Annotated in this window: 20 protein-coding genes and 3 tRNA genes; 22 read left to right on the forward strand and 1 reads right to left on the reverse strand. The window is 54.3% G+C overall.

Annotated features, from left to right (window positions below; all coding sequences use genetic code 11):
- Nucleotides 1-144: 144 nt before the first annotated feature.
- The 6 genes from clpX (at nucleotide 145) to AUQ42_RS09795 (ending at nucleotide 6,052) form a co-directional block, all read left to right on the forward strand.
- Nucleotides 145-1,410, forward strand: a complete 1,266-nt coding sequence (gene clpX / locus AUQ42_RS09770) for an ATP-dependent Clp protease ATP-binding subunit ClpX (protein WP_068518907.1) — start codon at nucleotides 145-147, stop codon at nucleotides 1,408-1,410.
- A gap of 130 nt (nucleotides 1,411-1,540) precedes the next feature.
- The gene (gene lon, locus AUQ42_RS09775) at nucleotides 1,541-3,952 is read left to right on the forward strand and encodes an endopeptidase La (protein WP_068518908.1); all 2,412 of its coding nucleotides are present in this window, start codon (nucleotides 1,541-1,543) and stop codon (nucleotides 3,950-3,952) included.
- A gap of 263 nt (nucleotides 3,953-4,215) precedes the next feature.
- The gene (locus tag AUQ42_RS09780) at nucleotides 4,216-4,488 is read left to right on the forward strand and encodes an HU family DNA-binding protein (RefSeq protein WP_008891813.1); all 273 of its coding nucleotides are present in this window, start codon (nucleotides 4,216-4,218) and stop codon (nucleotides 4,486-4,488) included.
- A 113-nt stretch (nucleotides 4,489-4,601) separates the two neighbouring features.
- Nucleotides 4,602-4,678 (forward strand) — tRNA-Val (locus AUQ42_RS09785).
- Nucleotides 4,679-4,964: 286 nt separating this feature from the next.
- Nucleotides 4,965-5,041 (forward strand) — tRNA-Val (locus AUQ42_RS09790).
- Between the two features lie 378 nt (nucleotides 5,042-5,419).
- The gene (locus AUQ42_RS09795) at nucleotides 5,420-6,052 is read left to right on the forward strand and encodes a hypothetical protein (RefSeq protein WP_231856732.1); all 633 of its coding nucleotides are present in this window, start codon (nucleotides 5,420-5,422) and stop codon (nucleotides 6,050-6,052) included.
- An 85-nt stretch (nucleotides 6,053-6,137) separates the two neighbouring features.
- Here AUQ42_RS09795 and fliG read toward each other — a convergent pair whose 3' ends face one another.
- Nucleotides 6,138-7,157, reverse strand: a complete 1,020-nt coding sequence (gene fliG, locus AUQ42_RS09800) for a flagellar motor switch protein FliG (RefSeq protein WP_068518909.1) — start codon at nucleotides 7,155-7,157, stop codon at nucleotides 6,138-6,140.
- Nucleotides 7,158-7,470: 313 nt separating this feature from the next.
- On the opposite strand from fliG, the gene AUQ42_RS09805 reads away from it, so the two are divergent.
- From AUQ42_RS09805 to AUQ42_RS09880, 16 genes are all read left to right on the forward strand, one after another.
- Nucleotides 7,471-7,547: transfer RNA gene (locus AUQ42_RS09805), tRNA-Asp, on the forward strand.
- Between the two features lie 284 nt (nucleotides 7,548-7,831).
- The gene (locus AUQ42_RS09810; RefSeq protein WP_068518910.1) at nucleotides 7,832-8,197 is read left to right on the forward strand and encodes an NADH-quinone oxidoreductase subunit A; all 366 of its coding nucleotides are present in this window, start codon (nucleotides 7,832-7,834) and stop codon (nucleotides 8,195-8,197) included.
- The gene (locus AUQ42_RS09815; protein WP_068518911.1) at nucleotides 8,188-8,730 is read left to right on the forward strand and encodes an NADH-quinone oxidoreductase subunit B family protein; all 543 of its coding nucleotides are present in this window, start codon (nucleotides 8,188-8,190) and stop codon (nucleotides 8,728-8,730) included. Before AUQ42_RS09810 ends, AUQ42_RS09815 begins: the two co-directional genes overlap by 10 nt.
- A gap of 19 nt (nucleotides 8,731-8,749) precedes the next feature.
- Nucleotides 8,750-9,379: an NADH-quinone oxidoreductase subunit C gene (locus tag AUQ42_RS09820; protein WP_068518912.1), complete on the forward strand. Its 630-nt coding sequence runs from the start codon at nucleotides 8,750-8,752 to the stop codon at nucleotides 9,377-9,379.
- Complete coding sequence (locus AUQ42_RS09825) at nucleotides 9,379-10,557, forward strand: NADH-quinone oxidoreductase subunit D (RefSeq protein WP_068518913.1); 1,179 nt, start codon at nucleotides 9,379-9,381, stop codon at nucleotides 10,555-10,557. Before AUQ42_RS09820 ends, AUQ42_RS09825 begins: the two co-directional genes overlap by 1 nt.
- Nucleotides 10,554-11,216 (forward strand): NADH-quinone oxidoreductase subunit NuoE, encoded by a 663-nt coding sequence (gene nuoE / locus AUQ42_RS09830; RefSeq protein ID WP_068518914.1) that lies wholly within the window; start codon nucleotides 10,554-10,556, stop codon nucleotides 11,214-11,216. Before AUQ42_RS09825 ends, nuoE begins: the two co-directional genes overlap by 4 nt.
- Before the next feature lies 1 nt (nucleotide 11,217).
- The gene (gene nuoF, locus AUQ42_RS09835; RefSeq protein ID WP_068518915.1) at nucleotides 11,218-12,498 is read left to right on the forward strand and encodes an NADH-quinone oxidoreductase subunit NuoF; all 1,281 of its coding nucleotides are present in this window, start codon (nucleotides 11,218-11,220) and stop codon (nucleotides 12,496-12,498) included.
- Between the two features lie 27 nt (nucleotides 12,499-12,525).
- Nucleotides 12,526-14,586 (forward strand): NADH-quinone oxidoreductase subunit NuoG, encoded by a 2,061-nt coding sequence (gene nuoG / locus AUQ42_RS09840; RefSeq protein ID WP_068518916.1) that lies wholly within the window; start codon nucleotides 12,526-12,528, stop codon nucleotides 14,584-14,586.
- 86 nt (nucleotides 14,587-14,672) lie between these two features.
- On the forward strand, nucleotides 14,673-15,686 hold the full coding sequence (nuoH, locus tag AUQ42_RS09845; protein WP_068518917.1) for an NADH-quinone oxidoreductase subunit NuoH: 1,014 nt from the start codon (nucleotides 14,673-14,675) through the stop codon (nucleotides 15,684-15,686).
- A gap of 31 nt (nucleotides 15,687-15,717) precedes the next feature.
- Nucleotides 15,718-16,206, forward strand: coding sequence for an NADH-quinone oxidoreductase subunit NuoI (gene nuoI, locus AUQ42_RS09850; protein ID WP_068518918.1), 489 nt, complete (start codon nucleotides 15,718-15,720; stop codon nucleotides 16,204-16,206).
- A gap of 83 nt (nucleotides 16,207-16,289) precedes the next feature.
- Nucleotides 16,290-16,898 (forward strand): NADH-quinone oxidoreductase subunit J, encoded by a 609-nt coding sequence (locus tag AUQ42_RS09855; RefSeq protein WP_068518919.1) that lies wholly within the window; start codon nucleotides 16,290-16,292, stop codon nucleotides 16,896-16,898.
- Nucleotides 16,898-17,206, forward strand: a complete 309-nt coding sequence (nuoK, locus tag AUQ42_RS09860; RefSeq protein ID WP_007089416.1) for an NADH-quinone oxidoreductase subunit NuoK — start codon at nucleotides 16,898-16,900, stop codon at nucleotides 17,204-17,206. The genes AUQ42_RS09855 and nuoK overlap by 1 nt, the downstream gene beginning before the upstream one ends.
- A gap of 7 nt (nucleotides 17,207-17,213) precedes the next feature.
- The gene (gene nuoL / locus AUQ42_RS09865; protein WP_068518920.1) at nucleotides 17,214-19,217 is read left to right on the forward strand and encodes an NADH-quinone oxidoreductase subunit L; all 2,004 of its coding nucleotides are present in this window, start codon (nucleotides 17,214-17,216) and stop codon (nucleotides 19,215-19,217) included.
- A gap of 6 nt (nucleotides 19,218-19,223) precedes the next feature.
- A complete protein-coding gene (locus AUQ42_RS09870) occupies nucleotides 19,224-20,741 on the forward strand; it encodes an NADH-quinone oxidoreductase subunit M (protein ID WP_068518921.1) in 1,518 nt (505 codons plus the stop codon).
- A gap of 11 nt (nucleotides 20,742-20,752) precedes the next feature.
- Complete coding sequence (nuoN, locus tag AUQ42_RS09875) at nucleotides 20,753-22,192, forward strand: NADH-quinone oxidoreductase subunit NuoN (protein ID WP_324788949.1); 1,440 nt, start codon at nucleotides 20,753-20,755, stop codon at nucleotides 22,190-22,192.
- 2 nt (nucleotides 22,193-22,194) lie between these two features.
- Nucleotides 22,195-22,962 carry a biotin--[acetyl-CoA-carboxylase] ligase gene (locus AUQ42_RS09880; RefSeq protein WP_068518923.1) on the forward strand — a complete coding sequence of 256 codons (768 nt, stop codon included), beginning with the start codon at nucleotides 22,195-22,197 and terminating at the stop codon, nucleotides 22,960-22,962.
- Nucleotides 22,963-22,981 lie beyond the last annotated feature (19 nt).

The following is a 22,981-nucleotide window of genomic DNA, read 5'->3' on the forward strand; positions in this document are numbered from 1 at the left end:
GCAAGGGGTTTCGCAACCACGATGGCGGACCCATATCAAACATGACGCCATAACGTCGAAAAGCGCAGATTAAACGTTGAGATCGGTATCGTTTACCGGCTAACATGGCGATAAAAGATAACGTCAAACGTAATTGGGGTTTGTATGAGCAAATCGAATAGCGGGGACTCCAAGAACACTCTGTACTGTTCTTTCTGTGGAAAGAGCCAGCACGAGGTTCGCAAGCTCATCGCCGGTCCAACCGTATTCATCTGTGATGAGTGCGTAGAGCTTTGCATGGACATCATCCGCGAAGAGCATAAAACCCATCTCGTCAAATCGGCAGACGGGGTGCCTTCTCCGCAAGAGATTTGCAAGGTCCTTGATGACTATGTCATCGGTCAGGGCCATGCGAAAAAAGTTCTCTCGGTCGCGGTTCACAACCATTACAAACGCCTGCATCACGCCAGCAAGAATGAAGACATCGAACTGGCGAAGTCCAACATCATGCTGGTCGGTCCGACCGGTTGCGGTAAAACGCTTCTGGCCCAGACCCTGGCCCGTATTCTTGATGTGCCCTTCACCATGGCGGATGCCACCACCCTGACCGAAGCCGGTTATGTGGGTGAAGATGTCGAGAACATCATTCTCAAGCTGCTGCAGGCTGCGGATTACAATGTCGAGCGCGCCCAGCGCGGCATCGTCTATATTGACGAGGTCGACAAGATTTCGCGTAAATCCGACAACCCGTCGATCACGCGCGATGTCTCGGGCGAGGGTGTGCAGCAGGCATTGCTCAAGATCATGGAAGGCACTGTTGCATCGGTTCCGCCGCAGGGCGGCCGCAAGCATCCGCAACAGGAATTCCTGCAGGTCGACACCACCAACATCCTGTTCATCGTCGGTGGCGCGTTCGCCGGCCTGGATAAGGTGATTTCACAGCGTGGCAAGGGCAGCGCAATCGGCTTTGGTGCCGATGTTCGCAGCCCCGATGACCGCCGTACGGGTGAAGTTCTGCGTGAAGTCGAACCGGAAGATCTTCTGAAGTTCGGTCTGATCCCGGAATTCATCGGTCGTCTGCCGGTTCTGGCAACGCTTGAGGACCTCGACAATGATGCTCTGGTCAAAATCCTGACCGAGCCGAAAAACGCGCTGATCAAGCAGTATCAGCGCCTGTTTGACATGGAAGACGTGAAGCTCACCTTCCAGCCGGACGCGCTCAAGGCGATTGCCGACAAGGCAATCGAACGCAAGACCGGTGCACGTGGCCTGCGCTCGATCATGGAAGGCATCCTGCTTGATACCATGTTCGATCTGCCGACCATGGAAAGTGTCGAGGAAATCGTCATCAATAATGACGTTGTCGAAGGAAAGGCAAAACCGTTGCTGATCCATTCGGAGCGCCATGAAGGTGTCGAAAATACCGCCTGATCTTAAATCCCGCACCGGCATCCATTGCGGTGCGGGAATTTCAGCTTATCTAAGAAATGTTCGCGTTACTGGCGGGGCCTATGGCAGGACCCCAGCAACGTTTTTGGCTCAGAGTAGGGAATAGAACATAATGGTCGAATTGGCGCGTGGCGAAATTTACCCGGTGCTGCCGTTGCGCGACATTGTCGTGTTCCCGCACATGATTGTTCCGCTTTTTGTCGGACGCGAGAAATCGGTGCGTGCACTCGAAGATGTGATGCGCGAAGACAAGCAGATCCTGCTTGTTACCCAGAAGGACGCTGGTCTTGATGACCCGGCCGTCGAAGATCTCTATGAAGTTGGTACTGTCGCAACTGTCTTGCAGCTTCTCAAGCTGCCGGACGGCACCGTCAAGGTGCTGGTCGAAGGCGGCAAGCGTGCCGAGATTTCCGGTTATGTCGATAACCCGGACTTCTTCCAGGCTTATGGTGCCGTGCGCGAGGACGCTGACGAAGATGACAGCGAACTTGAGGCATTGGCACGTTCTGTGGTCACACAGTTCGAACAGTACATCAAACTCAACAAAAAAATTCCGCCAGAAGTCCTGGTTTCGGTCAATCAGATCGAAGAACCGGCAAAGCTTGCTGACACGGTGGCATCCCATCTGTCATTGAAGATTTCCGAAAAGCAGGAATTGCTGGAAACCAAGCTGGTTGGCGATCGTCTTGAGCGTATTTTCGGTTTCATGGAATCCGAAATCGGCGTGTTGCAGGTCGAAAAGAAAATCCGTAATCGCGTCAAACGCCAGATGGAGAAAACCCAGCGCGAGTACTATTTGAATGAGCAGCTTAAAGCCATTCAGAAAGAACTTGGCGAAGGCGAAGACGGCAAGGATGAAGCTTCTGAAATCGAAGAGAAGCTGAACAAGGCCAAGATGCCCAAAGAGGCAAAGGAAAAGGCCCAGGCAGAACTCAAGAAACTGCGCAATATGAGCCCGATGTCGGCAGAAGCCACCGTGGTGCGCAACTATCTTGACTGGATGGTGTCGATTCCGTGGAACAAGCGTTCGCGTGTTTCCCATGATCTGAAAAAGGCCAAGAAGGTCCTTGATAAGGAACATTACGGTCTTGAGAAGGTCAAGGAACGCATCCTTGAATATCTTGCGGTGCAGGCGCGTACCAAAAAAGTCAAAGGCCCGATCCTGTGCCTTGTTGGTCCTCCGGGTGTTGGTAAGACCTCGCTTGGTAAATCGATGGCCAATGCCACGGGCCGCAGCTTTATCCGCATGTCGCTTGGTGGTGTGCGCGACGAATCCGAAATCCGCGGTCATCGCCGGACCTATATCGGTTCCATGCCGGGCAAGATTGTCCAGGGCATGAAAAAGGCGAAATATTCCAACCCGTTGTTCCTTCTCGACGAGATCGAAAAAATGGGTTCGGATTTCCGTGGCGACCCGGCATCGGCCCTGCTTGAGGTGCTTGATCCGGAACAGAACTCGACCTTTAACGACCACTATCTTGAAGTCGATTACGATCTTTCGGATGTGATGTTCGTGACCACGGCCAACTCGCTTCGCATGCAGCAGCCGCTGCTCGACCGTATGGAGATCATCCGGATCTCCGGTTACACCGAAGACGAGAAAGTCGAAATCGCCAAACGTCACCTGATCCCGAAACAGATCAAGGATAATGGTCTGCGCAAAGGTGAATGGAGCATTTCTGACGAAGCGCTTCGTGATCTGATCCGCTTCTATACCCGCGAAGCCGGTGTGCGTAACCTTGAACGCGAACTGGCCCGTCTGGCGCGTAAGGCGACCAAACGCATCATGCTTGAAAATATCAAGACCGTGCGTGTGACGCCGCGGACGCTTGGCAAATATGCCGGTATCCGCAAGTTCCGCTATGGCGAGACCGAGGGTGAAGATCAGGTCGGTGTTGTTACCGGTCTTGCCTATACGGAATTCGGTGGTGATCTGCTTCAGATCGAAGCCGTTACCGTCCCGGGCAAGGGCAACATGAAAACCACCGGCAAGCTCGGTGAAGTCATGACGGAATCGATCCAGGCGGCAACGTCGTTCGTGCGGTCGCGTGCAACGGAATTCGGCATCAAGCCGACCCTGTTCCAGAAACGCGACATTCACGTTCACGTGCCCGAAGGTGCGACCCCGAAAGACGGCCCGTCAGCCGGCGTGGGCATGGTGACCTCGGTTGTTTCGGTTCTGACCGGAAATCCGGTGCGCAAGGATGTGGCAATGACCGGCGAAGTTACGCTGCGTGGCCGTGTTCTGGCGATCGGCGGTCTGAAGGAGAAACTTCTCGCGGCATTGCGGGGCGGGGTGAAAACCGTTCTGATCCCGCAGGAGAATGAAAAGGATCTCGAAGAGATTCCGGACAACGTCAAACGTGGCATGGAAATCATTCCGGTGTCCCATGTTGACGAAGTTCTGAGCCATGCTTTGGTCAATCCGCTGGTCCCGATCGAGTGGGAAGAGCCCGATGATGATGTTGCCGTCAAATCAAAGGACGGTGAAGAATCGGAGATCGGCGGTGTGACGACTCATTAAGGTTCGTTACAACCGGCAGAAAACAAGGGGAGCGACCATGTCGCTCCCCTTTTTCTGTGGATAACTTTGCCCAAGAATCGGCGAAGGGCCATGTCGAGATTGGTGTAAAGCGCAAAAAAAGGAAAAAAACGTCAAAAACCGCAGAAAACTGCGTCTCTCGCATTGACGAGCTGTTTGCTACCTGCTTACACTGCCCATGCAACAGGTTTGGGGCAAACCAAATTTCCTCATAACTCCGAACGTCCAAACAAGGGGGCCAGGAAGTGAATAAAAACGATCTCGTTGGAAGTGTAGCTGCTAAAGCTGATCTGTCCAAAGCTGACGCTGCTAAAGCGGTTGACGCTGTTTTCGATTCCATCACCGATTCTCTGAAATCCGGCGACGAAGTTCGTCTGGTTGGTTTCGGTACCTTCGCTGTCGCTGCTCGCGCTGCTTCAAAAGGTCGCAACCCGCGCACCGGTGAAGAAATCGACATCCCGGCATCGAAACAGCCGAAGTTCAAGGCTGGCAAAGGCCTTAAGGATGCCGTCAACTAAGTTTGACGAAGTTCTTAGAAAAAATGCCGGTGACACACGTCACCGGCATTGCTTTTTGTAAAAACCGTGTTATGTTCCGCCCCGCTTCTGCAGGAAACAGCGCGGAAACAAATGGGTGATTAGCTCAGCTGGTTAGAGCATCTCGTTTACACCGAGAGGGTCGGGAGTTCGAATCTCTCATCACCCACCATGAAGAAGGCAGCCCTAAAGGCTGCCTTTTTTCGTATCTGGCCGGATTGCGAATCTGGTCGAATCATTTCCGAATCACTGCGAAATCTTGCACGGCATTGCTTTGCCGAAATTATCGGACGTTCAGTGATGTTTACGGGGAATTTTGGCGGGTTCAGGTTGACCAGTTGCCGTGGATAAATACCCTTGAAATAGAAGTTACATTTTTCTGCAATCAGGGCATTGCTTTTTGAAAAAACCATGGTAAGTTCCGCCCGCTTCCGCAGAAAACAGGGCGGATACGCAACGGGTGATTAGCTCAGCTGGTTAGAGCATCTCGTTTACACCGAGAGGGTCGGGAGTTCGAATCTCTCATCACCCACCATGAAAAAGGCAGCCCTAAAGGCTGCCTTTTTTCTTTGCCGGTTTTCCCCTAATAAACATGAAATCAAGATCGCCATCTGCGCGTTTGCATGCGGGGTGATTTTGCGCTGCGTTACAGGGTGCGAAAAGGCCCTGTGTGGCGCATATGCTGTGTCATGACAAAGTGGATTGCTGCGTGTGCAACGGGGCTCTGTTGCGGGTTTGTGCAGCGGTTGACGGCCGTTGTTTTCGGCATCCGGGTTTGTGGGTGGCTGACAGGTGTGATCCGTCCCATTGAGATGGTGTGGTAAATATCTGTAAAAGTTGACGCTTGGGCATCTGCCGGGCAGTGTTAACAGCAAGGCACCAGCCACTGGATAAAAGAATCGGAACCTGCACCATGAATGCTTCCCCGGCTGAACGCGTTTCAAACCTTGTCAGACGACTTCGCCGTTTGATGTTTGTGCTGTTTCTGCCGTTGGTTCTGGCAAGTTGCTATCTGCCGGAATCCTTCAATATCGACATTTCGATGGAACGTAATGGTGACTATCGTCTGAGCTATCGCGGGCTACTGGTGCAGCCAAACATTACCCAAGGGCTGTTGGACAACAGTCTTGATGAAGCCGGTGAAAAGGAAAAGGTCGCCAAGGTTCTTGCCGATCTGAAACGCGATTCGGGTGTGCGTCAGCTGACCTATAACGGTCGGGGCGTCTTCAACATGGTTTATGAGCGTCGCGGCAATATCATACGCGAAAAAAGCTTCGTGTTTGTGCGTCGGCAGTCCCGCATCCTTGAGATGTTCTTTCACAAGGATCGTAATACTGTCGAAATTCGCGGCGGCTTTGTTCCCGATCAGTATCAGGACCGTCTGAATGCGCTGGGTTATCAGATGACCGGCAAGATCGAGTTCCGGACCACAGCGGGGATCCGCAGCCACAACGCCGCCGAGTTCAAGGAAGTGGGCGGCCAGAACCGGCTACGCTGGGAAATCAGGTCAATCACCGATCCCGTCCCCAATGTGATTGTCGGTTAGGGCAGGGATCAAGACGGCACATGAAAAAAGGGACAGCTTTTGCTGTCCCTTTGAATTTGGATGGTCGTCATGCCGTGCTGGCGATTTAGTAGACCATTTCGTCTTCGCCACTGCCTTCGGAAATGACGATCTGGCCCTGTGCAGCAAGTTCCTTGGCCAGCTGGACAATCATCATCTGCGATTCTTCGACATCGGACAGGCGGACCGGGCCAAGCGCATCCATGTCTTCTTTCATCATCTTGCCGGCACGTTCGGACATGTTCTTGAAGAACAGGTCGCGCATCTGATCGGTGGAGCCTTTAAGCGCCAAGGCAAGTTTGTCTTTTTCGACCTGACGCAGAAGGGTCTGAACGCCGTTATTGTCGAGACGGGCAAGATCCTCGAAGGTGAACATAAGGGCCTTGATCTTCTCGGCCGAGTCACGGTTGCGTTCTTCAAGTGCGGTCAGGAAGCGATCCTGGCTCTGACGGTCAAGGCTGTTGAAGATATCTGCCATCAGTTCGTGGTTGTCGCCGCGCGATCCACGCGCAAGGTTCGACATGAACTCGGTACGCAGGGTTTTTTCAATATTATCAAGAACTTCTTTCTGGACAGCTTCCATGCGCAACATACGCATGATGACTTCCATCGAAAAGTTTTCAGGCAGCAACGACAACACGGAAGCCGAGTGACCCGGCTTGAGTTTTGACAGAACCACGCCGACGGTCTGCGGGTATTCGTTTTTCAGATAGTTGGCAAGGACCGCTTCGTTGACGTTATTCAGCTTGTCCCACATGGTGCGGCCCGCCGGACCGCGGATTTCTTCCATGATGCCGTTGACGCGGTCTTCGGGAAGAACTTTCGACAGCAGTCGTTCGGTCGTGTCAAACGAACCGACAAGAGAGCCGGTCGATGACAGCTGGTCGGCAAATTCAACAAACAGACGTTCAACGATGTTGGCGCTGATGGTGCCAAGCCCGGACATGGTTTGGGAAATCTCTTTGATTTCCTCGTCATCCATCATGCTGAACATCTTGGTCGCGTGCTCTTCCCCAAGAGCAAGCATGAGAATCGCTGCCTTTTCCGGTCCGGCCAGTGATCTGTATTCTTCTTTAACGCGCCCCACGGGTGGTCTTCTCCGTCGTAATGACTCTGTCTTTCATTGAACCGACAATGCAAGAACGTGCCCCTATCGCACCGTAAGATAGGGGGAATTTGTCAACAATTCTATAAAAGCCGGCGCGTCTTTGCAAAGACCGACCGCACCTTGATGTGCAAAATGTACATAATGGGTGAAATCGGTACAAAATCGGGCCGAAATTGCCTTTCAGCGGGTGATGTTGACTGGCGCAATTGTCGAAAGGGTTGAAAACACTGCTAGCTGCTTGACTTGGTTTGGGGGGTGGTCTAACAAAGGCCCGCCGATTGATGGTCATTTTGCGGGCGTAGCTCAGTTGGTTAGAGCGCCGGCCTGTCACGCCGGAGGCCGCGGGTTCAAGTCCCGTCGCTCGCGCCATGACCCATCATCTGTTGTCTTTTGTCGGGCGTTTCGTCTTTTCCGCGATCGCCTTTTCATGTGTTGCTTACACTGCATCGCAGGGCAGGGTCTTGATCATCTCGACATGCGCCCCGATATCGGACGGTAGTAAACGGTAAAAAGATTAGAAAGTTTCCGGTCTTAGAGCAGCTTAATCCTGCTTGAGGACTGGAACTTGTGCGGTGCATACGTTATGGTGCGCCGTAATGGGCCAGGTGGGGACCTGGTCGGGTCACAAGGCCTGTTCTTGAGAGGTCAGAGAGATGCAAGAGCTTCTTTCGGAATATCTTCCGATCCTGGTATTCATCGGGATCGCCGTCGGTCTTTCGGCGGTAATCGTCATCGCGTCGCTGGTTCTTGCCAAGCAGGCACCGGATGTTGAAAAACTGTCCGCATACGAGTGCGGGTTCGCGCCGTTTGAAGATGCGCGTATCAAGTTCGACGTCCGGTTCTATCTGGTCGCAATCTTGTTCATTATTTTCGACCTCGAAGTCGCCTTCCTGTTCCCGTGGGCTGTTGCCCTCGGTGATATCGGGACTTTCGGCTTTGTATCGATGGTGATCTTCCTGGCTGTTCTGACGGTCGGATTTATCTATGAATGGAAGAAGGGAGCTTTGGAATGGGAGTGAGCACCAATACAGGCGCACCCCTGGCACCCGGTACGGATCAGGATGCACTGCTTAAGGGCGTGTTTGACGAGATGAATGACAAGGGCTTTGTCCTTGCCAATCTCGACAAGCTGGCAAGCTGGGCAAGCACCGGTTCCCTTTGGCCGATGACGTTCGGTCTTGCCTGCTGTGCTGTTGAAATGATGCATTCGGCTGCGTCGCGTTACGACCTTGACCGTTACGGTCTGGTGTTCCGCCCAAGCCCGCGTCAGTCAGACGTGATGATCGTTGCTGGTACGCTTACCAACAAGATGGCCCCGGCACTGCGTAAGGTCTATGACCAGATGGCAGAACCGCGCTGGGTTATTTCGATGGGTTCGTGCGCCAATGGCGGCGGTTACTATCACTATTCCTATTCGGTGGTGCGCGGTTGTGATCGCGTTGTCCCGGTTGACGTATATGTACCGGGTTGCCCGCCGACAGCCGAAGCGCTGATCTACGGCATATTGCAGCTGCAAAAGAAAATCCGCCGTACTGGTGTCCTGACACGCTGATCCGTAATAGGGGGCTTGCATGAGCGAACTGCTCAGCGATAACAGCGCCGCATTGAATGATCTTAAAGATCTTGTGGTGTCCCAGCTGGCCAACGAAATCCTCGAAAGCGAGATTCGTTACGGCGAGCTGACCATCGTCGCAAAGCGCGATGATATTCTTAAAGTTCTGACCTTCCTTCGGGATGATACCGGCTGCTTGTTCAAGCAGCTTATCGACGTTTGTGGTGCAGATTACCCGGAACGCCCGGAGCGTTTTGATGTTGTGTATCACCTGCTGTCGCTCAAACATAACCTGCGTATCCGCGTAAAGGTCCGCACCGACGAAGAAACCCCGGTACCGAGCTGTGTACCTGTTTTCAGCGCCGCCGACTGGTTCGAGCGCGAAGCATGGGACATGTACGGTATCTTCTTTGCCGACCATCCGGATCCCCGCCGTATTCTGACCGACTACGGTTTCGAAGGTCATCCGCTGCGCAAGGATTTCCCGCTGACCGGTTATGTTGAAGTTCGTTACGATGATGAGCAGAAGCGCGTTGTCTACGAGCCGGTAAAACTGGTTCAGGATTTCCGTAATTTCGATTTCGAAAGCCCGTGGGAAGGCATCCAGCATGTTCTTCCGGGTGATGAAAAGGCGGAGGGCAACGCCTGATGTCCGAACAAAAAATCAAAAATATGACCATGAACTTCGGCCCGCAGCACCCTGCGGCGCACGGCGTTCTGCGTTTGGTTCTGGAAATGGACGGCGAAGTCGTCGAACGTTCGGACCCGCATATTGGTCTTCTGCATCGTGGTACGGAAAAGCTGATCGAATATAAGAGCTATATTCAGGCGACCCCGTATTTCGACCGTCTCGACTATGTCGCGCCGATGAACCAGGAACATGCATATTGCCTGGCCATCGAGAAGCTTATGGGGATCGAGGTTCCCAAACGTGGTCAGTATATCCGTGTTCTCTATGCGGAAATCGGTCGTATTCTGAACCACATTCTGAACCTGACCGCGTTCGCACTGGACGTTGGTGCGATGACCCCGCTTCTGTGGGGCTTTGAAGAACGTGAAAAGCTCATGGAATTCTATGAGCGCGCCTGTGGCGCCCGTCTTCACGCCAACTATTTCCGTCCGGGCGGTGTTGCGGCCGATCTGCCGGCTGGTCTTCTTGAAGACATTGATGCCTGGGCCGATCAGTATGACGTGTTCCTCAAGGACTTTGACCGCGTTCTGACCGGCAACCGTATCTTCAAACAGCGTACGGTTGATATCGGTACCGTCAGCGCGGAAGAGGCCCTTGACTGGGGCTTTACCGGCCCGAACATCCGTGCATCGGGTCTGGCATGGGATCTGCGTAAATCGCAGCCCTATGATTCATACGAAGATTTCGACTTCGACATTCCGGTAGGCAAGAACGGCGACTGCTATGACCGCTTCCTTGTCCGCTTTGAAGAAATGTGGCAGTCGCTGAAAATCATCAAGCAGGCCATCAAGAATATGCCTGATGGTCCTGTTATTGTTGAAAATAACAAAGTGGCACCGCCGTCGCGCGCCGAAATGAAGCGTTCGATGGAAGCCCTGATCCATCACTTCAAACTCTTTACCGAAGGTTTCCACGTTCCGGCTGGCGAATGCTATGCCGCGGTCGAGGCACCGAAGGGCGAGTTTGGTGTGTATCTTGTTTCGGATGGCTCGAACCGTCCGTATCGCTGCAAAATTCGCGCACCCGGGTTCCCGCACCTTCAGGGTATCGACTTCATGTCCAAAGGTCACATGCTGGCCGACGTCGTTGCCAATATCGGGTCGCTAGATATCGTGTTCGGTGAGATTGACCGATGAGCCATTTGAGAAGACCAGCTCCGAAAGAGCTTCAACCTGTCAGCTTTGCTTTCACTCCGGAAAATCTGGAAAAGGCAAAGAAGATCATCGCCAAGTACCCGGAAGGCCGCCAGCAGAGCGCGGTCATGCCGCTGCTTGATCTGGCACAGCGTCAGACCGAAGGTAACTGGGTTCCGACCGTCGCAATGGATTACATTGCCGACATGCTCGAAATGCCGGCCATTCGCGTCTACGAGGTCGCAACCTTCTATACGATGTATAACCTTGCCCCAGTGGGCAAGAACTTCATCCAGGTTTGCACCACGACGCCGTGCTGGCTTCGCGGTTCTGCCGACGTTGTCGATACCTGCAAAAAGGAACTTGGCATCGGTGTTGGTGAAACGACCGAAGACGGTCAGTTCACCATGATCGAAGTCGAATGCCTTGGCGCATGTGTCAACGCACCGATGATGCAGATCAACGACGATTACTACGAAGACCTGACCCCGGAAACGACCAAGGCGATCCTTGATGCCCTTAAAAAGGGCGAGAAGCCGAAAGCCGGTCCGCAGAGCGGCCGTAAAGGTTGCGAACCGATGGGCGGTCCGAAGGTTCTGAAGGCATTCTGTGGCTGCGGCGCAGCTCCGCAGGATGCTGATGCAAGCGAAGGGGACGCCTGATATGCTGCAGGATAAGGATCGTATCTTTACCAACCTGTACGGTTTCCAGGATTTCGGCCTTAAGGGCGCGCAATCCCGTGGTAACTGGGATGGTACCAAGGCGTTGATCGAAAAAGGCCGCGACTGGATCATCGACGAGATGAAAGCATCCGGTATGCGTGGTCGCGGGGGCGCAGGCTTCCCGACCGGCCTGAAATGGTCGTTCATGCCCAAGGAATCCGATGGTCGCCCAAGCTACCTCGTCGTCAATGCCGACGAAGGCGAACCGGGCACCTGTAAAGACCGCGAAATCATGCGCAATGACCCGCATACCCTGGTCGAAGGTTGCCTTCTTGCCAGCTTTGCGATGAATGCACATGCAGCTTACATCTATATTCGTGGTGAGTTCTATCACGAGGCCTCCAACCTTCAGCGTGCGATTGACGAGGCATATGATGCCGGTCTGATCGGTAAAAACGCATGTGGTTCGGGTTGGGACTTTGACCTTTACCTGCATCTTGGTGCCGGTGCTTACATCTGTGGCGAAGAAACCGCCCTGATCGAAAGTATCGAAGGTAAAAAAGGTCAGCCGCGTCTCAAGCCGCCATTCCCGGCAAATGCCGGTCTTTATGGCTGCCCGACCACGGTGAACAACGTTGAAAGTATCGCAGCGGTTCCGACCATTCTGCGTCGCGGCGGTTCGTGGTTCTCAAGCTTTGGCCGTGAAAACAACCACGGTACCAAGCTGTTCGCCATTTCCGGTCACGTCGAAAAGCCGTGCACGGTCGAAGAAGCGATGAGCATTCCGCTGCGTGAACTGATCGAAAAGCATTGCGGCGGTGTCCGTGGTGGTTGGGACAACCTTCTGGCGGTTATTCCGGGTGGTTCGTCGGTTCCGTTGATGCCCAAAGACATTTGCGATGACGTCCTGATGGATTTCGATGGCCTGCGTGAAGTGGGGTCGGGTCTTGGGACGGCTGCTGTGATCGTCATGGACAAGTCGACCGACATTGTCTACGCGATCGCGCGTCTTTCGGAATTCTACAAGCATGAAAGCTGTGGCCAGTGCACGCCGTGCCGTGAAGGTACCGGCTGGATGATGCGTATGATGGCACGCATGGTCCGCGGCGAAGCCACGCTTGATGAAATTGATCTGTTGTGGGATGTGACCAAACAGGTCGAGGGCCACACCATTTGTGCGCTTGGCGATGCTGCTGCATGGCCGATTCAGGGCCTTATCCGTCATTTCCGTCCCGAAATGGAACGTCGGATCAAGGAATATCGCGCACGGATCGCGGCCTGAGAGGGGCCTGTTGAGAGGGATTGAGACATGCCGAAACTAACAGTTGACGGTATTGAAGTTGAAGTAGAAGCCGGGGCGACAGTCCTTCAGGCCTGTGAAGAGGCCGGTAAGGAAATCCCGCGTTTCTGCTATCACGAACGCCTGTCAATCGCCGGCAACTGCCGTATGTGCCTGGTTGAAATGGAACGCGCGCCCAAGCCGGTCGCGTCCTGTGCCATGCCTGCGGCAGACGGAATGGTGATCAAAACCGATTCCGACCTGGTCAAAAAAGCACGCAATGGCGTGATGGAATTCCTGCTGATCAACCATCCGCTGGATTGCCCGATTTGTGACCAGGGTGGTGAATGTGACCTTCAGGACCAGGCCATGGCCTATGGTTTTGATGCATCGCGTTACGCCGAGAAAAAACGCGCAGTGAAAGACAAGGAACTGGGCCCGATCGTCAAGACGATCATGACCCGTTGCATTCACTGCACCCGTTGCGTTCGTTTCTCCGAGGAAGTCGCCGGTGTCGGCACCATGGGTGCTGTCTATCGCGGCGAGGACACCGAGGTCGGACCGTATATCGAAGCTTCGATCAACTCCGAACTTTCGGGCAACCTGATCGATCTTTGCCCGGTCGGTGCTTTGACGTCCAAGCCGTACGCGTTCACCGCGCGTCCGTGGGAGCTGAAGAAAACCGACAGCATCGATGTGATGGATGCGGTTGGTTCGAACATTCGTATTGATGCCCGTACTGCCGAAGTTCTTCGTGTTCTTCCGCGTACGAACGAAGACATCAACGAAGAATGGATTTCGGACAAAACCCGTTACGCCATTGATGGTCTGAAGCGTCAGCGTCTGGATCGTCCGTATGTTCGCGTGAATGGCAAACTGACCCCGGCAAGTTGGGACGAAGCGTTTGCTGCGATCAAGGCAAAGGTTTCAGGCCTCGATGGCAAGAAAATTGCCGCTCTTGCCGGTGACACGGTCGATTGTGAATCCATGACCGCGCTCAAGGATCTGATGGGCAAGCTTGGCTCACCGAACCTTGATTGCCGTCAGGACGGTTCGAAGATTGGCGGCCCGCGTGCTTCCTATATCTTCAACAGCACGATTGCCGGTATCGACGAGGCAGATGCCTGCCTGATCGTTGGTGCAAATGTTCGCGCCGAAGCGCCGATCATCAATGCCCGTCTTCGCAAACGCTGGCGTTCGACCGCCGGCGATTTCAAAGTCGGTATCATTGGCGAAAAATGGGATCCGACCTACAAGAACGAGTATCTTGGCGCAGGCCCGGACACCCTTTCGGAAATTCTCGAAGGCAAGAACGAGTTCGCCAAAATTCTCGAAGCCGCTGAAAAGCCGATGATCATCGTCGGTATGGGCGCGCTGAACCGTGAAGATGGCGACGCCGTTCTGGCGACCACCCGCGCAATTGCCGAGAAGTTCGGCATGGTTGCCGGTGAATGGAACGGTTTCAACGTTCTGCACACCGCAGCATCGCGCGTCGGGGGCCTTGATCTGGGCTTTGTCCCGGGTGAGGGCGGTCTTGCAACCAATGACATTCTTGATGCCGCTGCCAAAGGCGACGTCGAGGTTGTCTACCTTCTTGGTGCAGACGAAGTCGACATGAGCAAACTGGAAAAGGCATTTGTCATTTACCAGGGTGCCATGGGGGATGCCGGTGCACAGGCAGCAGATGTTATTCTGCCCGGTGCGGCCTATACCGAAAAGAACGGCACGTATGTCAATACCGAAGGCCGCGCCCAGCAGGGCTGGCGTGCGATCTTCCCGGTTGGTGACGCGCGTGAGGACTGGGCGATTGTTCGTGCTCTTTCGGGTGCGCTTGACCAGACCCTGCCGTACAACAACATCGATGCCGTTCGCTCGCGGATGGTCGAACTCAGCCCGACCTTCGCGTCGCTGAACGTTCCGACCAAGGCAGAATGGACCGATTTCGGTAAAGCGGGTGACATGAAACCGGAAGGTTTCGCATCACCGGTTCGCAATTTCTATATGACCGACCCGATCAGCCGTGCATCGGTGACGATGGCCAAATGTACCGAGGCCTTCGTCAAGGATGCGGCTGCCGAGAAGGTTGCCTGAGTAAGATAGGCGACGCACTGTCGTCGCCTATCCCACAAGGGGGTGTCCCAATTCTGGGACGAAACGCAAAAGATACGGTTTGACCGATGGAACTTCTTTGGGACGGATATATTGAACCGCTGGTCTGGATCGTCGCCAAGATTTTGGCGATTGTCCTCCCGCTGTTGGGTGCTGTCGCCTATCTGACCTACGCCGAGCGTAAGGTTATTGGTGCGATCCAGCTCCGCAAGGGCCCGAACGTTGTGGGGCCGTTTGGCCTTTTGCAACCGCTTGCTGATGGTTTGAAACTGTTTCTGAAAGAAACAATCATTCCAAGCAGCGCGAACAAGGGCGTGTTTATTATTGCCCCGATGCTGACTTTCATTCTCGCGATCATTGCCTGGGCGGTTATTCCGTTCGACGAAGGCATGGTTCTGGCGGATCTGAATGTCGGTATTCTTTATATTTTCGCGATTTCTTCGCTGGGTGTTTACGGCATCGTGATGGCCGGTTGGGCATCGAACTCCAAATACGCATTCCTTGGTGCGCTGCGTTCCGGCGCGCAGATGGTTTCGTACGAGATTTCGATCGGCCTGATCATCATTTCGGTCCTGTTGACCACTGGCTCCTTGAACCTGAGCGACATCGTCCGCGGTCAGACCGGCGGTATCTGGGAGTGGAACTTCGTTTATCACTTCCCGATGTTCATCATCTTCATCGTGTCCATTCTGGCAGAAACCAACCGCGCACCGTTTGACCTTCCCGAAGCGGAAGCAGAACTGGTTTCGGGTTACAACGTCGATTATTCGGCCATGACCTTTGCGCTGTTCTTCCTGGGTGAATACGCCAACATGATCCTGATGAGTGGCCTGTGCGCCATTCTGTTCCTGGGTGGCTGGAGCGCGCCGTTGCCGTTCCTCGAATTCATCCCGGGCGCGATCTGGTTCATTCTGAAGATCTGCTTCGTTCTGTTCATCTTCCTGTGGGTCCGTGCAACCTTCCCGCGTTACCGTTATGACCAACTGATGCGTCTGGGCTGGAAAATCTTCCTGCCGCTGTCCTTCGCATGGGTCATGCTGGTTGCCACGTTCCTCGTTGTTTTTGACAAGGTCCCGGCCTGATCGCCGCGCATCGGAAAGAGAGAGGTAAACGATGTCATTTATTGATCGGACGGCCCGGAGCTTCCTGCTCGCGGAACTCGTATCGGGTATGGCGCTCACCTTGAAATATATGTTCAAGCCGAAAGTGACGCTGAACTACCCGTATGAAAAAGGCCCGCTGAGCCCGCGTTTCCGTGGCGAACATGCGCTGCGTCGCTACCCGAACGGGGAAGAGCGCTGCATTGCGTGTAAGCTGTGCGAAGCAATCTGCCCGGCACAGGCCATTACCATCGAGGTAGAGCCGCGTGACGACGGTTCGCGTCGTACAACCCGCTACGACATTGATATGACGAAATGCATCTATTGTGGTTTCTGCGAAGAAGCCTGCCCGGTGGATGCGATCGTCGAAGGTCCGAACTTCGAGTTCGCAACCGAAAACCGCGAGGAGCTGTTCTATGACAAGGACAAGCTGCTGGCAAACGGCGAGCGTTGGGAAGCCGAGCTTGCTGCACGATTGGAGGCAGACGCACCTTACCGGTAAGTGTCGCGTCTGATCGTTAGAAAGAGAGTTCATGGGCCGTTGTCAGCCAGAAGGGCGGCAACGGTTCGCCAAGGGGGTACCTTATGGTCGTACAGGCTTTGGCTTTTTACCTGTTTGCTACCGTCGCGGTCCTGTCCGCGACTGCGGTTGTGACCGTTCGCAACCCGGTGCATTCGGTACTGTTGCTGATCTTGACATTCTTTAACGCAGCCGGACTTTTCGTCCTGCTGGGTGCCGAGTTTCTCGCCATGCTGCTGGTCGTCGTCTATGTCGGCGCGGTTGCAGTCCTGTTCCTGTTCGTCGTGATGATGCTGGACATCAACTTTGTTGAAATGCGCCAGGGTTTCCTGAACTACCTGCCGATCGGGGTTCTGATCGCTGTGGTTCTGTTCGTCGAACTGGCACTGGTTGGCGCTGGTTGGACCCTTACCGACGGGGCGGTTGCGGTTCTCGCACAGCCGACACCGGAAGGGGTGACCAATGTCGAAGCACTCGGTCATCTGATCTATACCGATTACGCATACATCTTCCAGGCGGCTGGTCTGGTTCTGCTTGTTGCGATGATTGGCGCAATTGTCCTGACGCTGCGTCACCGTGAAGGTGTCCGCCGTCAGAAAATCTCCGAGCAGGTCAAGCGTTCCCGCGCTGATACGCTTGAAATCAAAAAAGTTCCGGTCGGAAGGGGGATCTGATGGAAATCGGTCTTGCACATTATCTGACCGTCGCGGCGATCCTTTTCACACTCGGGATCTTCGGCATCTTCATGAACCGCAAGAACGTCATCATCATCATGATGTCGATCGAGCTGATGCTGCTGGCGGTCAATATCAACCTGGTCGCGTTCTCGTCGTTCCTTGGCGACCTCGTTGGACAGGTCTTTACCATCTTCGTTCTGACGGTTGCTGCGGCTGAAGCGGCAATTGGTCTGGCGATCCTGGTCGTCTATTTCCGTAACCGCGGCACCATCGCGGTTGAAGACATCAACATGATGAAGGGGTAAGGCAGATATGTATCCGTTGATTGTATTCCTGCCCCTGATCGCGGCAGCCATTGCCGGGACCATCACGCTGGTTGGCGCCATGTCGACCGCCAAAGATGCCCCGCATGACGCGCATGGTCATCACCATCATGGTGTTTCTTCTGCTGATCGTGTGGCACAGCTTGTCACCGTTTGCGGTGTTGTTATTGCCTTTATCATTTCGATCTTTGCCTTTGTGGATGTCGCGCTTGGCGGCAACCCGCAGACGATCGAACTGTTCACCTGGATTTCTTCGGGCAGCTTTGATGCATCCTGGGCCCTGCGTATTGATACGCTGACCTGTGTGATGCTGATCGTTGTGACCGGGGTTTCCTCGATGGTGCACATCTATTCGATCGGCTATATGTCGCATGACCCGGACAAGCCGCGCTTCATGGCGTATCTCAGCCTGTTCACCTTTGCGATGTTGATGCTGATTACCGCCGACAACCTGATCCAGCTGTTCTTCGGCTGGGAGGGCGTTGGTCTTGCATCCTATCTTCTGATTGGTTTCTGGTATTCCAAGCCGTCGGCATCTGCTGCTGCGATGAAGGCCTTTATTGTCAACCGTGTCGGTGACTTTGGCTTTGCCCTTGGCATCTTTGCCGTCTATGTGCTGTTTGACAGCGTTCAGTTCGACGTCATCTTTGGCAATGCCGAAGAAGTCGCTGGTGCGACGCTGATGTTCCTGGGCCATGAATTCTCGGCGCTGGAAATTACCTGCTTCCTGCTGTTTATCGGCGCGATGGGTAAATCGGCACAGCTTGGTCTGCACACCTGGCTTCCGGACGCGATGGAAGGCCCGACCCCGGTTTCCGCACTTATTCACGCCGCAACCATGGTGACGGCCGGCGTATTCATGGTGGCACGTCTGTCGCCGATCTTTGAATATGCTGAAACCACCCTGATGATCGTGACCATTGTTGGTGCGACCACGGCATTCTTTGCTGCAACGGTTGGCTGTGTTCAGAACGATATCAAACGCGTGATCGCATATTCGACCTGTTCACAGCTCGGCTATATGTTCTTTGCGTGCGGGGTGTCGGCATATTCGGCTGGTGTCTTCCATCTGATGACGCACGGTTTCTTCAAGGCGCTTCTGTTCCTTGGTGCCGGTTCTGTCATCCATGCGATGTCTGATGAACAGGACATGCGCAAGATGGGCGGTATCTGGAAAATGGTTCCGCTGACCTTTGCTGTGATGATGGTTGGTACGCTTGCCATTACCGGCTTCCCGGGTCTTGCAGGCTTCTATTCCAAGGACCTTGTCATCGAAAGTGCCTATGCGGCACATACCGGTGTTGGTCTGTATGCCTTCTGGGCCGGTATTCTTGCTGCTCTGATGACCTCGTTCTATAGCTGGCGTCTTGTGTTCATGACCTTCTTTGGTGCGCCGCGCGCCGATGAACGGACCATGGCACATGTTCATGAAAGCCCGGCTGTCATGACTGGTCCGCTGCTGTTCCTGACCATTGGTGCGGTCTTTGCCGGCTGGTTCGCCAAGGACTGGTTCGGTGGTGGCGACTATGAAGAAATGCTGTCCTTCTGGAATGGCGCCATCTTCATGGCCGAAGGTCACCAGGCGCTTGAACATGCACACCATGTTCCGGGTTGGGTCAAACTGGCACCGTTTGTTGCCATGGTTACCGGCTTTGTCATTGCGCTTGTGATGTACAAACTGGTGCCGTCGCTTCCGCGCACCCTGGCGAACACCTTCAACGGTCTGTATCGCTTCGCGCTGAACAAATGGTACTTCGACGAACTCTATGACAAGATTTTCGTCAAGCCGGCCTTTGCACTTGGCTATGGCTTCTGGAAATCAGGTGATGGTGCCATCATTGATGGTTGCGGTCCGGATGGTGTTGCTGCTGCTTGCCGTAACATTGCACGTCGCGTCAGCGCCATTCAGAGTGGTTTCGTCTATCACTATGCATTTGCAATGCTGATCGGTATTGCAGCGCTGGTCTCCTACACAATTTGGAAGATGGGTTAACGGGCGATGAGTGATTGGCCAATTCTTTCGATCGTCACCTTCTTGCCGCTGGTCGGTGCAGCTCTGCTGCTGCTGATCAATGGTGAAGAGGCGACTGTTGCCCGCAATTCCCGTTGGGTTGCGCTTTGGACCTCGGGGTTCACCTTCCTCGTCTCCTTGATGCTGTGGGTGAACTTCGATGCAACGACCGCAGATTTCCAGTTCGTCGAGCAGGCGGACTGGATGCCGGGTCTGAACATTTCCTATCACATGGGCGTTGACGGAATTTCGGTTCTGTTTGTGCTGCTTGCGACCTTCCTGACGCCGATCTGTATTCTTTCGGCATGGGAAGCAATCCAGAAGCGCGTGAAGGAATACATGATCGCCTTCCTCGTTCTTGAAACGATGATGGTCGGTATGTTCAGCGCCCTTGACGGTCTGCTGTTCTATCTCTTCTTCGAAGGTGTCCTGATCCCGATGTTCATCATCATCGGTGTCTGGGGCGGTCAGCGTCGTGTCTATGCGGCATTCAAGCTGTTCCTTTATACGCTTCTTGGCTCGGTCCTGATGCTGGTTGCGCTGCTTGCGATGTATTTCGAAGCCGGCACCACCGACATCCCGACCCTGATGGAGCACGGATTCAGCTATAATATGCAGCTGTGGCTGTGGCTGGCATTCTTTGCATCCTTCGCGGTCAAGGTTCCGATGTGGCCGGTTCATACCTGGCTTCCCGATGCCCACGTTGAAGCACCGACTGCCGGTTCGGTTATTCTGGCTGGCGTGTTGCTGAAAATGGGTGGTTACGGTTTCCTGCGTTTCTCGCTGCCGATGATGCCGCTGGCATCTGAAACCTTCGCGCCGCTTGTTTTCACGCTGTCGATTGTTGCAATCATCTATACGTCCCTGGTCGCACTGGCCCAGCAGGACATGAAAAAGCTGATTGCATATTCGTCGGTCGCCCACATGGGTATCGTGACCATCGGTGCATTCACCTTTAACCAGCATGGTATCGAAGGTTCGATCTTCCAGATGCTGAGCCACGGTGTGGTTTCGGGCGCGCTCTTCCTTTGCGTTGGTGTTGTCTATGACCGCATCCATACCCGTGAAATTGACGCCTATGGCGGTCTTGTTCACCGTATGCCGAGCTACGCACTGATCTTCATGTTCTTCACCATGGCGTCTGTTGGTCTGCCGGGGACGGGCGGGTTCGTTGGCGAAATCCTTGCACTGCTTGGTGCATTCGAAGCCAACACCTGGGTTGCATTCTTTGCCGCAACCGGTCTGATCCTTGGTGCGGCTTATGCGCTGTATCTCTATCGCCGGATTATTTTCGGGGCACTCACCAAAGAGAACCTGAAAACCATCCTCGATCTGAGCCCGCGTGAATGGCTGATCTTTGCGCCGCTGGTGGTCATCGTTCTGTGGATGGGGGTCTATCCGGTCTCCTTCCTCGACATCATGCATGTTTCGGTTGAAAACCTTGTCAACCAGGTCGAAACGGCACAGGCTGCAGCGGCACATGCCGCCCAGCTGGCCGCGAATTGAGGGGAATGAACATGGGAGTTTCTATGCTCAACCTCGGGGCCGCACTGCCCGAAATGTTTATGGCAGTTTCTGCCTTGGCGCTGTTGATGCTTGGGGTTTTCGCCGGCAAGGACAAAGCGTTCCGTACTGTTTCCTGGCTGGCAGTTGCCGTTCAGGTCGTCGCCATCATCCTTGTGATGACGGGCGAGGGCGGTACCGCGTTCTTTGGACAGTTCAGTGCTGATGCATTTGCCAAGTTCTGCAAAGTCATGATCCTGATCGGATCTGCAACCGGCATCATCATGGCGATGAACTTTGCCGAACGTGAAAATATGGCACGTTTCGAGTTCCCGATCCTGATCACCCTTGCCACCCTTGGCATGATGGCGATGGTATCGGCAACCGACATGCTGTCGCTGTATCTTGGTCTGGAACTTCAGTCGCTTGCACTTTATGTAGTTGCTGCAATTCGCCGTGACACCGTGCGTTCGACGGAATCGGGCCTGAAATACTTCATCCTCGGGTCGATAGCATCGGGCATTCTGCTGTATGGCATGTCGATGGTGTACGGTTTCACCGGTTCCACCAATTTCGGCGTCCTTGCAGAAATCCTGACGGCTGGCAATCTGCCGGTTGGTGCGATGGTCGGCATGGCCTTTATCTTTGCCGGTCTGTGCTTCAAGGTTTCCGCTGTTCCGTTCCACATGTGGACCCCGGACGTTTATGAAGGTGCGCCGACCCCGGTCACGTCCTTCTTTGCGGTTGCGCCGAAGATCGCCGGTCTTGCATTGTTCATCCGTGTCGCAATCGGCCCGTTTGGCGGTGTTGTCGAAGACTGGCAGCAGATCATCGTTCTGATTTCGATCCTGTCGATGGCTGTCGGTTCGTTCGCGGCCCTGCGTCAGGAAAACATCAAACGTCTGATGGCCTATTCGTCGATCGGTCACGTTGGTTTCGCGCTTGTCGGTCTGGCAGCAGGCACCAAGGATGGTGTTACCGGTATTCTGGTTTATCTTGGCATTTACCTTGTCATGAACCTGGGCACCTTTGCCGTTATCCTGTGCATGCGTCGTAACGACCGGATGGCCGAAGAGATCACCGATCTTGCCGGTCTTGCCAAAACCAAGCCGCTGATGGCTGCGATCACCGCGATCCTGATGTTCTCGATGGCGGGTATCCCGCCGCTGGCTGGCTTCTTTGGCAAGTTCTATGTCTTCAAGGCGGCTGTCGATGCCGGTCTTGTGACGCTTGCAGTTATCGGTCTCGTGACCTCGGTTGTCAGTGCGTATTACTATCTGCGCATCATCAAGGTCATGTATTTCGACGAGCCGGTCGAAGGGTTCGATCGCAATGGTACCGAGATGAATGTGATCATGGCTGTTGCCACGATCGTCATCCTGGCCTTTGTCTTCTTCCCGAACCTTCTGATGGACAGCGCAGCGGCTGCTGCGGCATCCCTGTTCGGAATGTAAGAATGACAGCGCGAACGATCCGTCTTCCCGAAGGTTTCTACCTTCATGAACTGGAAGCGATCGACAGCACAAATGATGAGGCCAAGCGCCTCGCAGACAAGGGCGCCCAGAGTGGCGCCCTTGTTCTAGCAAGAACACAAACGTCCGGTCGCGGTCGCCGCGGCCGTGCATGGTCATCGCCGGTTGGAAATCTGTATTCATCCCTGTTGTTGCGCCCGACCTGTTCGTTGGCCGAAGCCGCACGGCTGACCTTCCTGATTGCGGTCTCGATGGCCGAGGCGGTCGAAATTGTGACCGGCAATCAGGTGCGCCCCGATTGCAAATGGCCAAACGATCTGATGGTCAATGGACGCAAGATTTGCGGTATTCTTCTGGAAAGTGCATCCAATCAGGGATCGGCGACCGACTATCTGGTGATTGGGACCGGGGTGAATGTTGCCTTTGCGCCCGATGATGCCGAACGACCGGCGACATCACTTTCGGCGCTTGGCGCACCGGTTTCGGTAGACGAGCTTGTATCGACCTATCTGGCGCGGATTGCCCATTGGCTTCCAATCTGGGAAGACAAGGGATTTGGTCCGGTTCGGGAAGCCTGGCTGTCGCGTGGGTACGGGATTGGCCAGCCGGTCGTGGCACGATTGACCGAACGCGAACTTTCGGGAACGTTTGTCGGACTTGATGATGATGGTTCACTTGTCCTAAGAGAAGACAACGGAACCGAACACCGTATCGGGGCGGGCGAAGTTTTCTTTGCCACCGGATCTGAATGATTACCTTGCGATTTAGCGG

Source organism: Thalassospira sp. MCCC 1A02491 (assembly GCF_001613785.1).
GTDB lineage: Bacteria > Pseudomonadota > Alphaproteobacteria > Rhodospirillales > Thalassospiraceae > Thalassospira > Thalassospira povalilytica.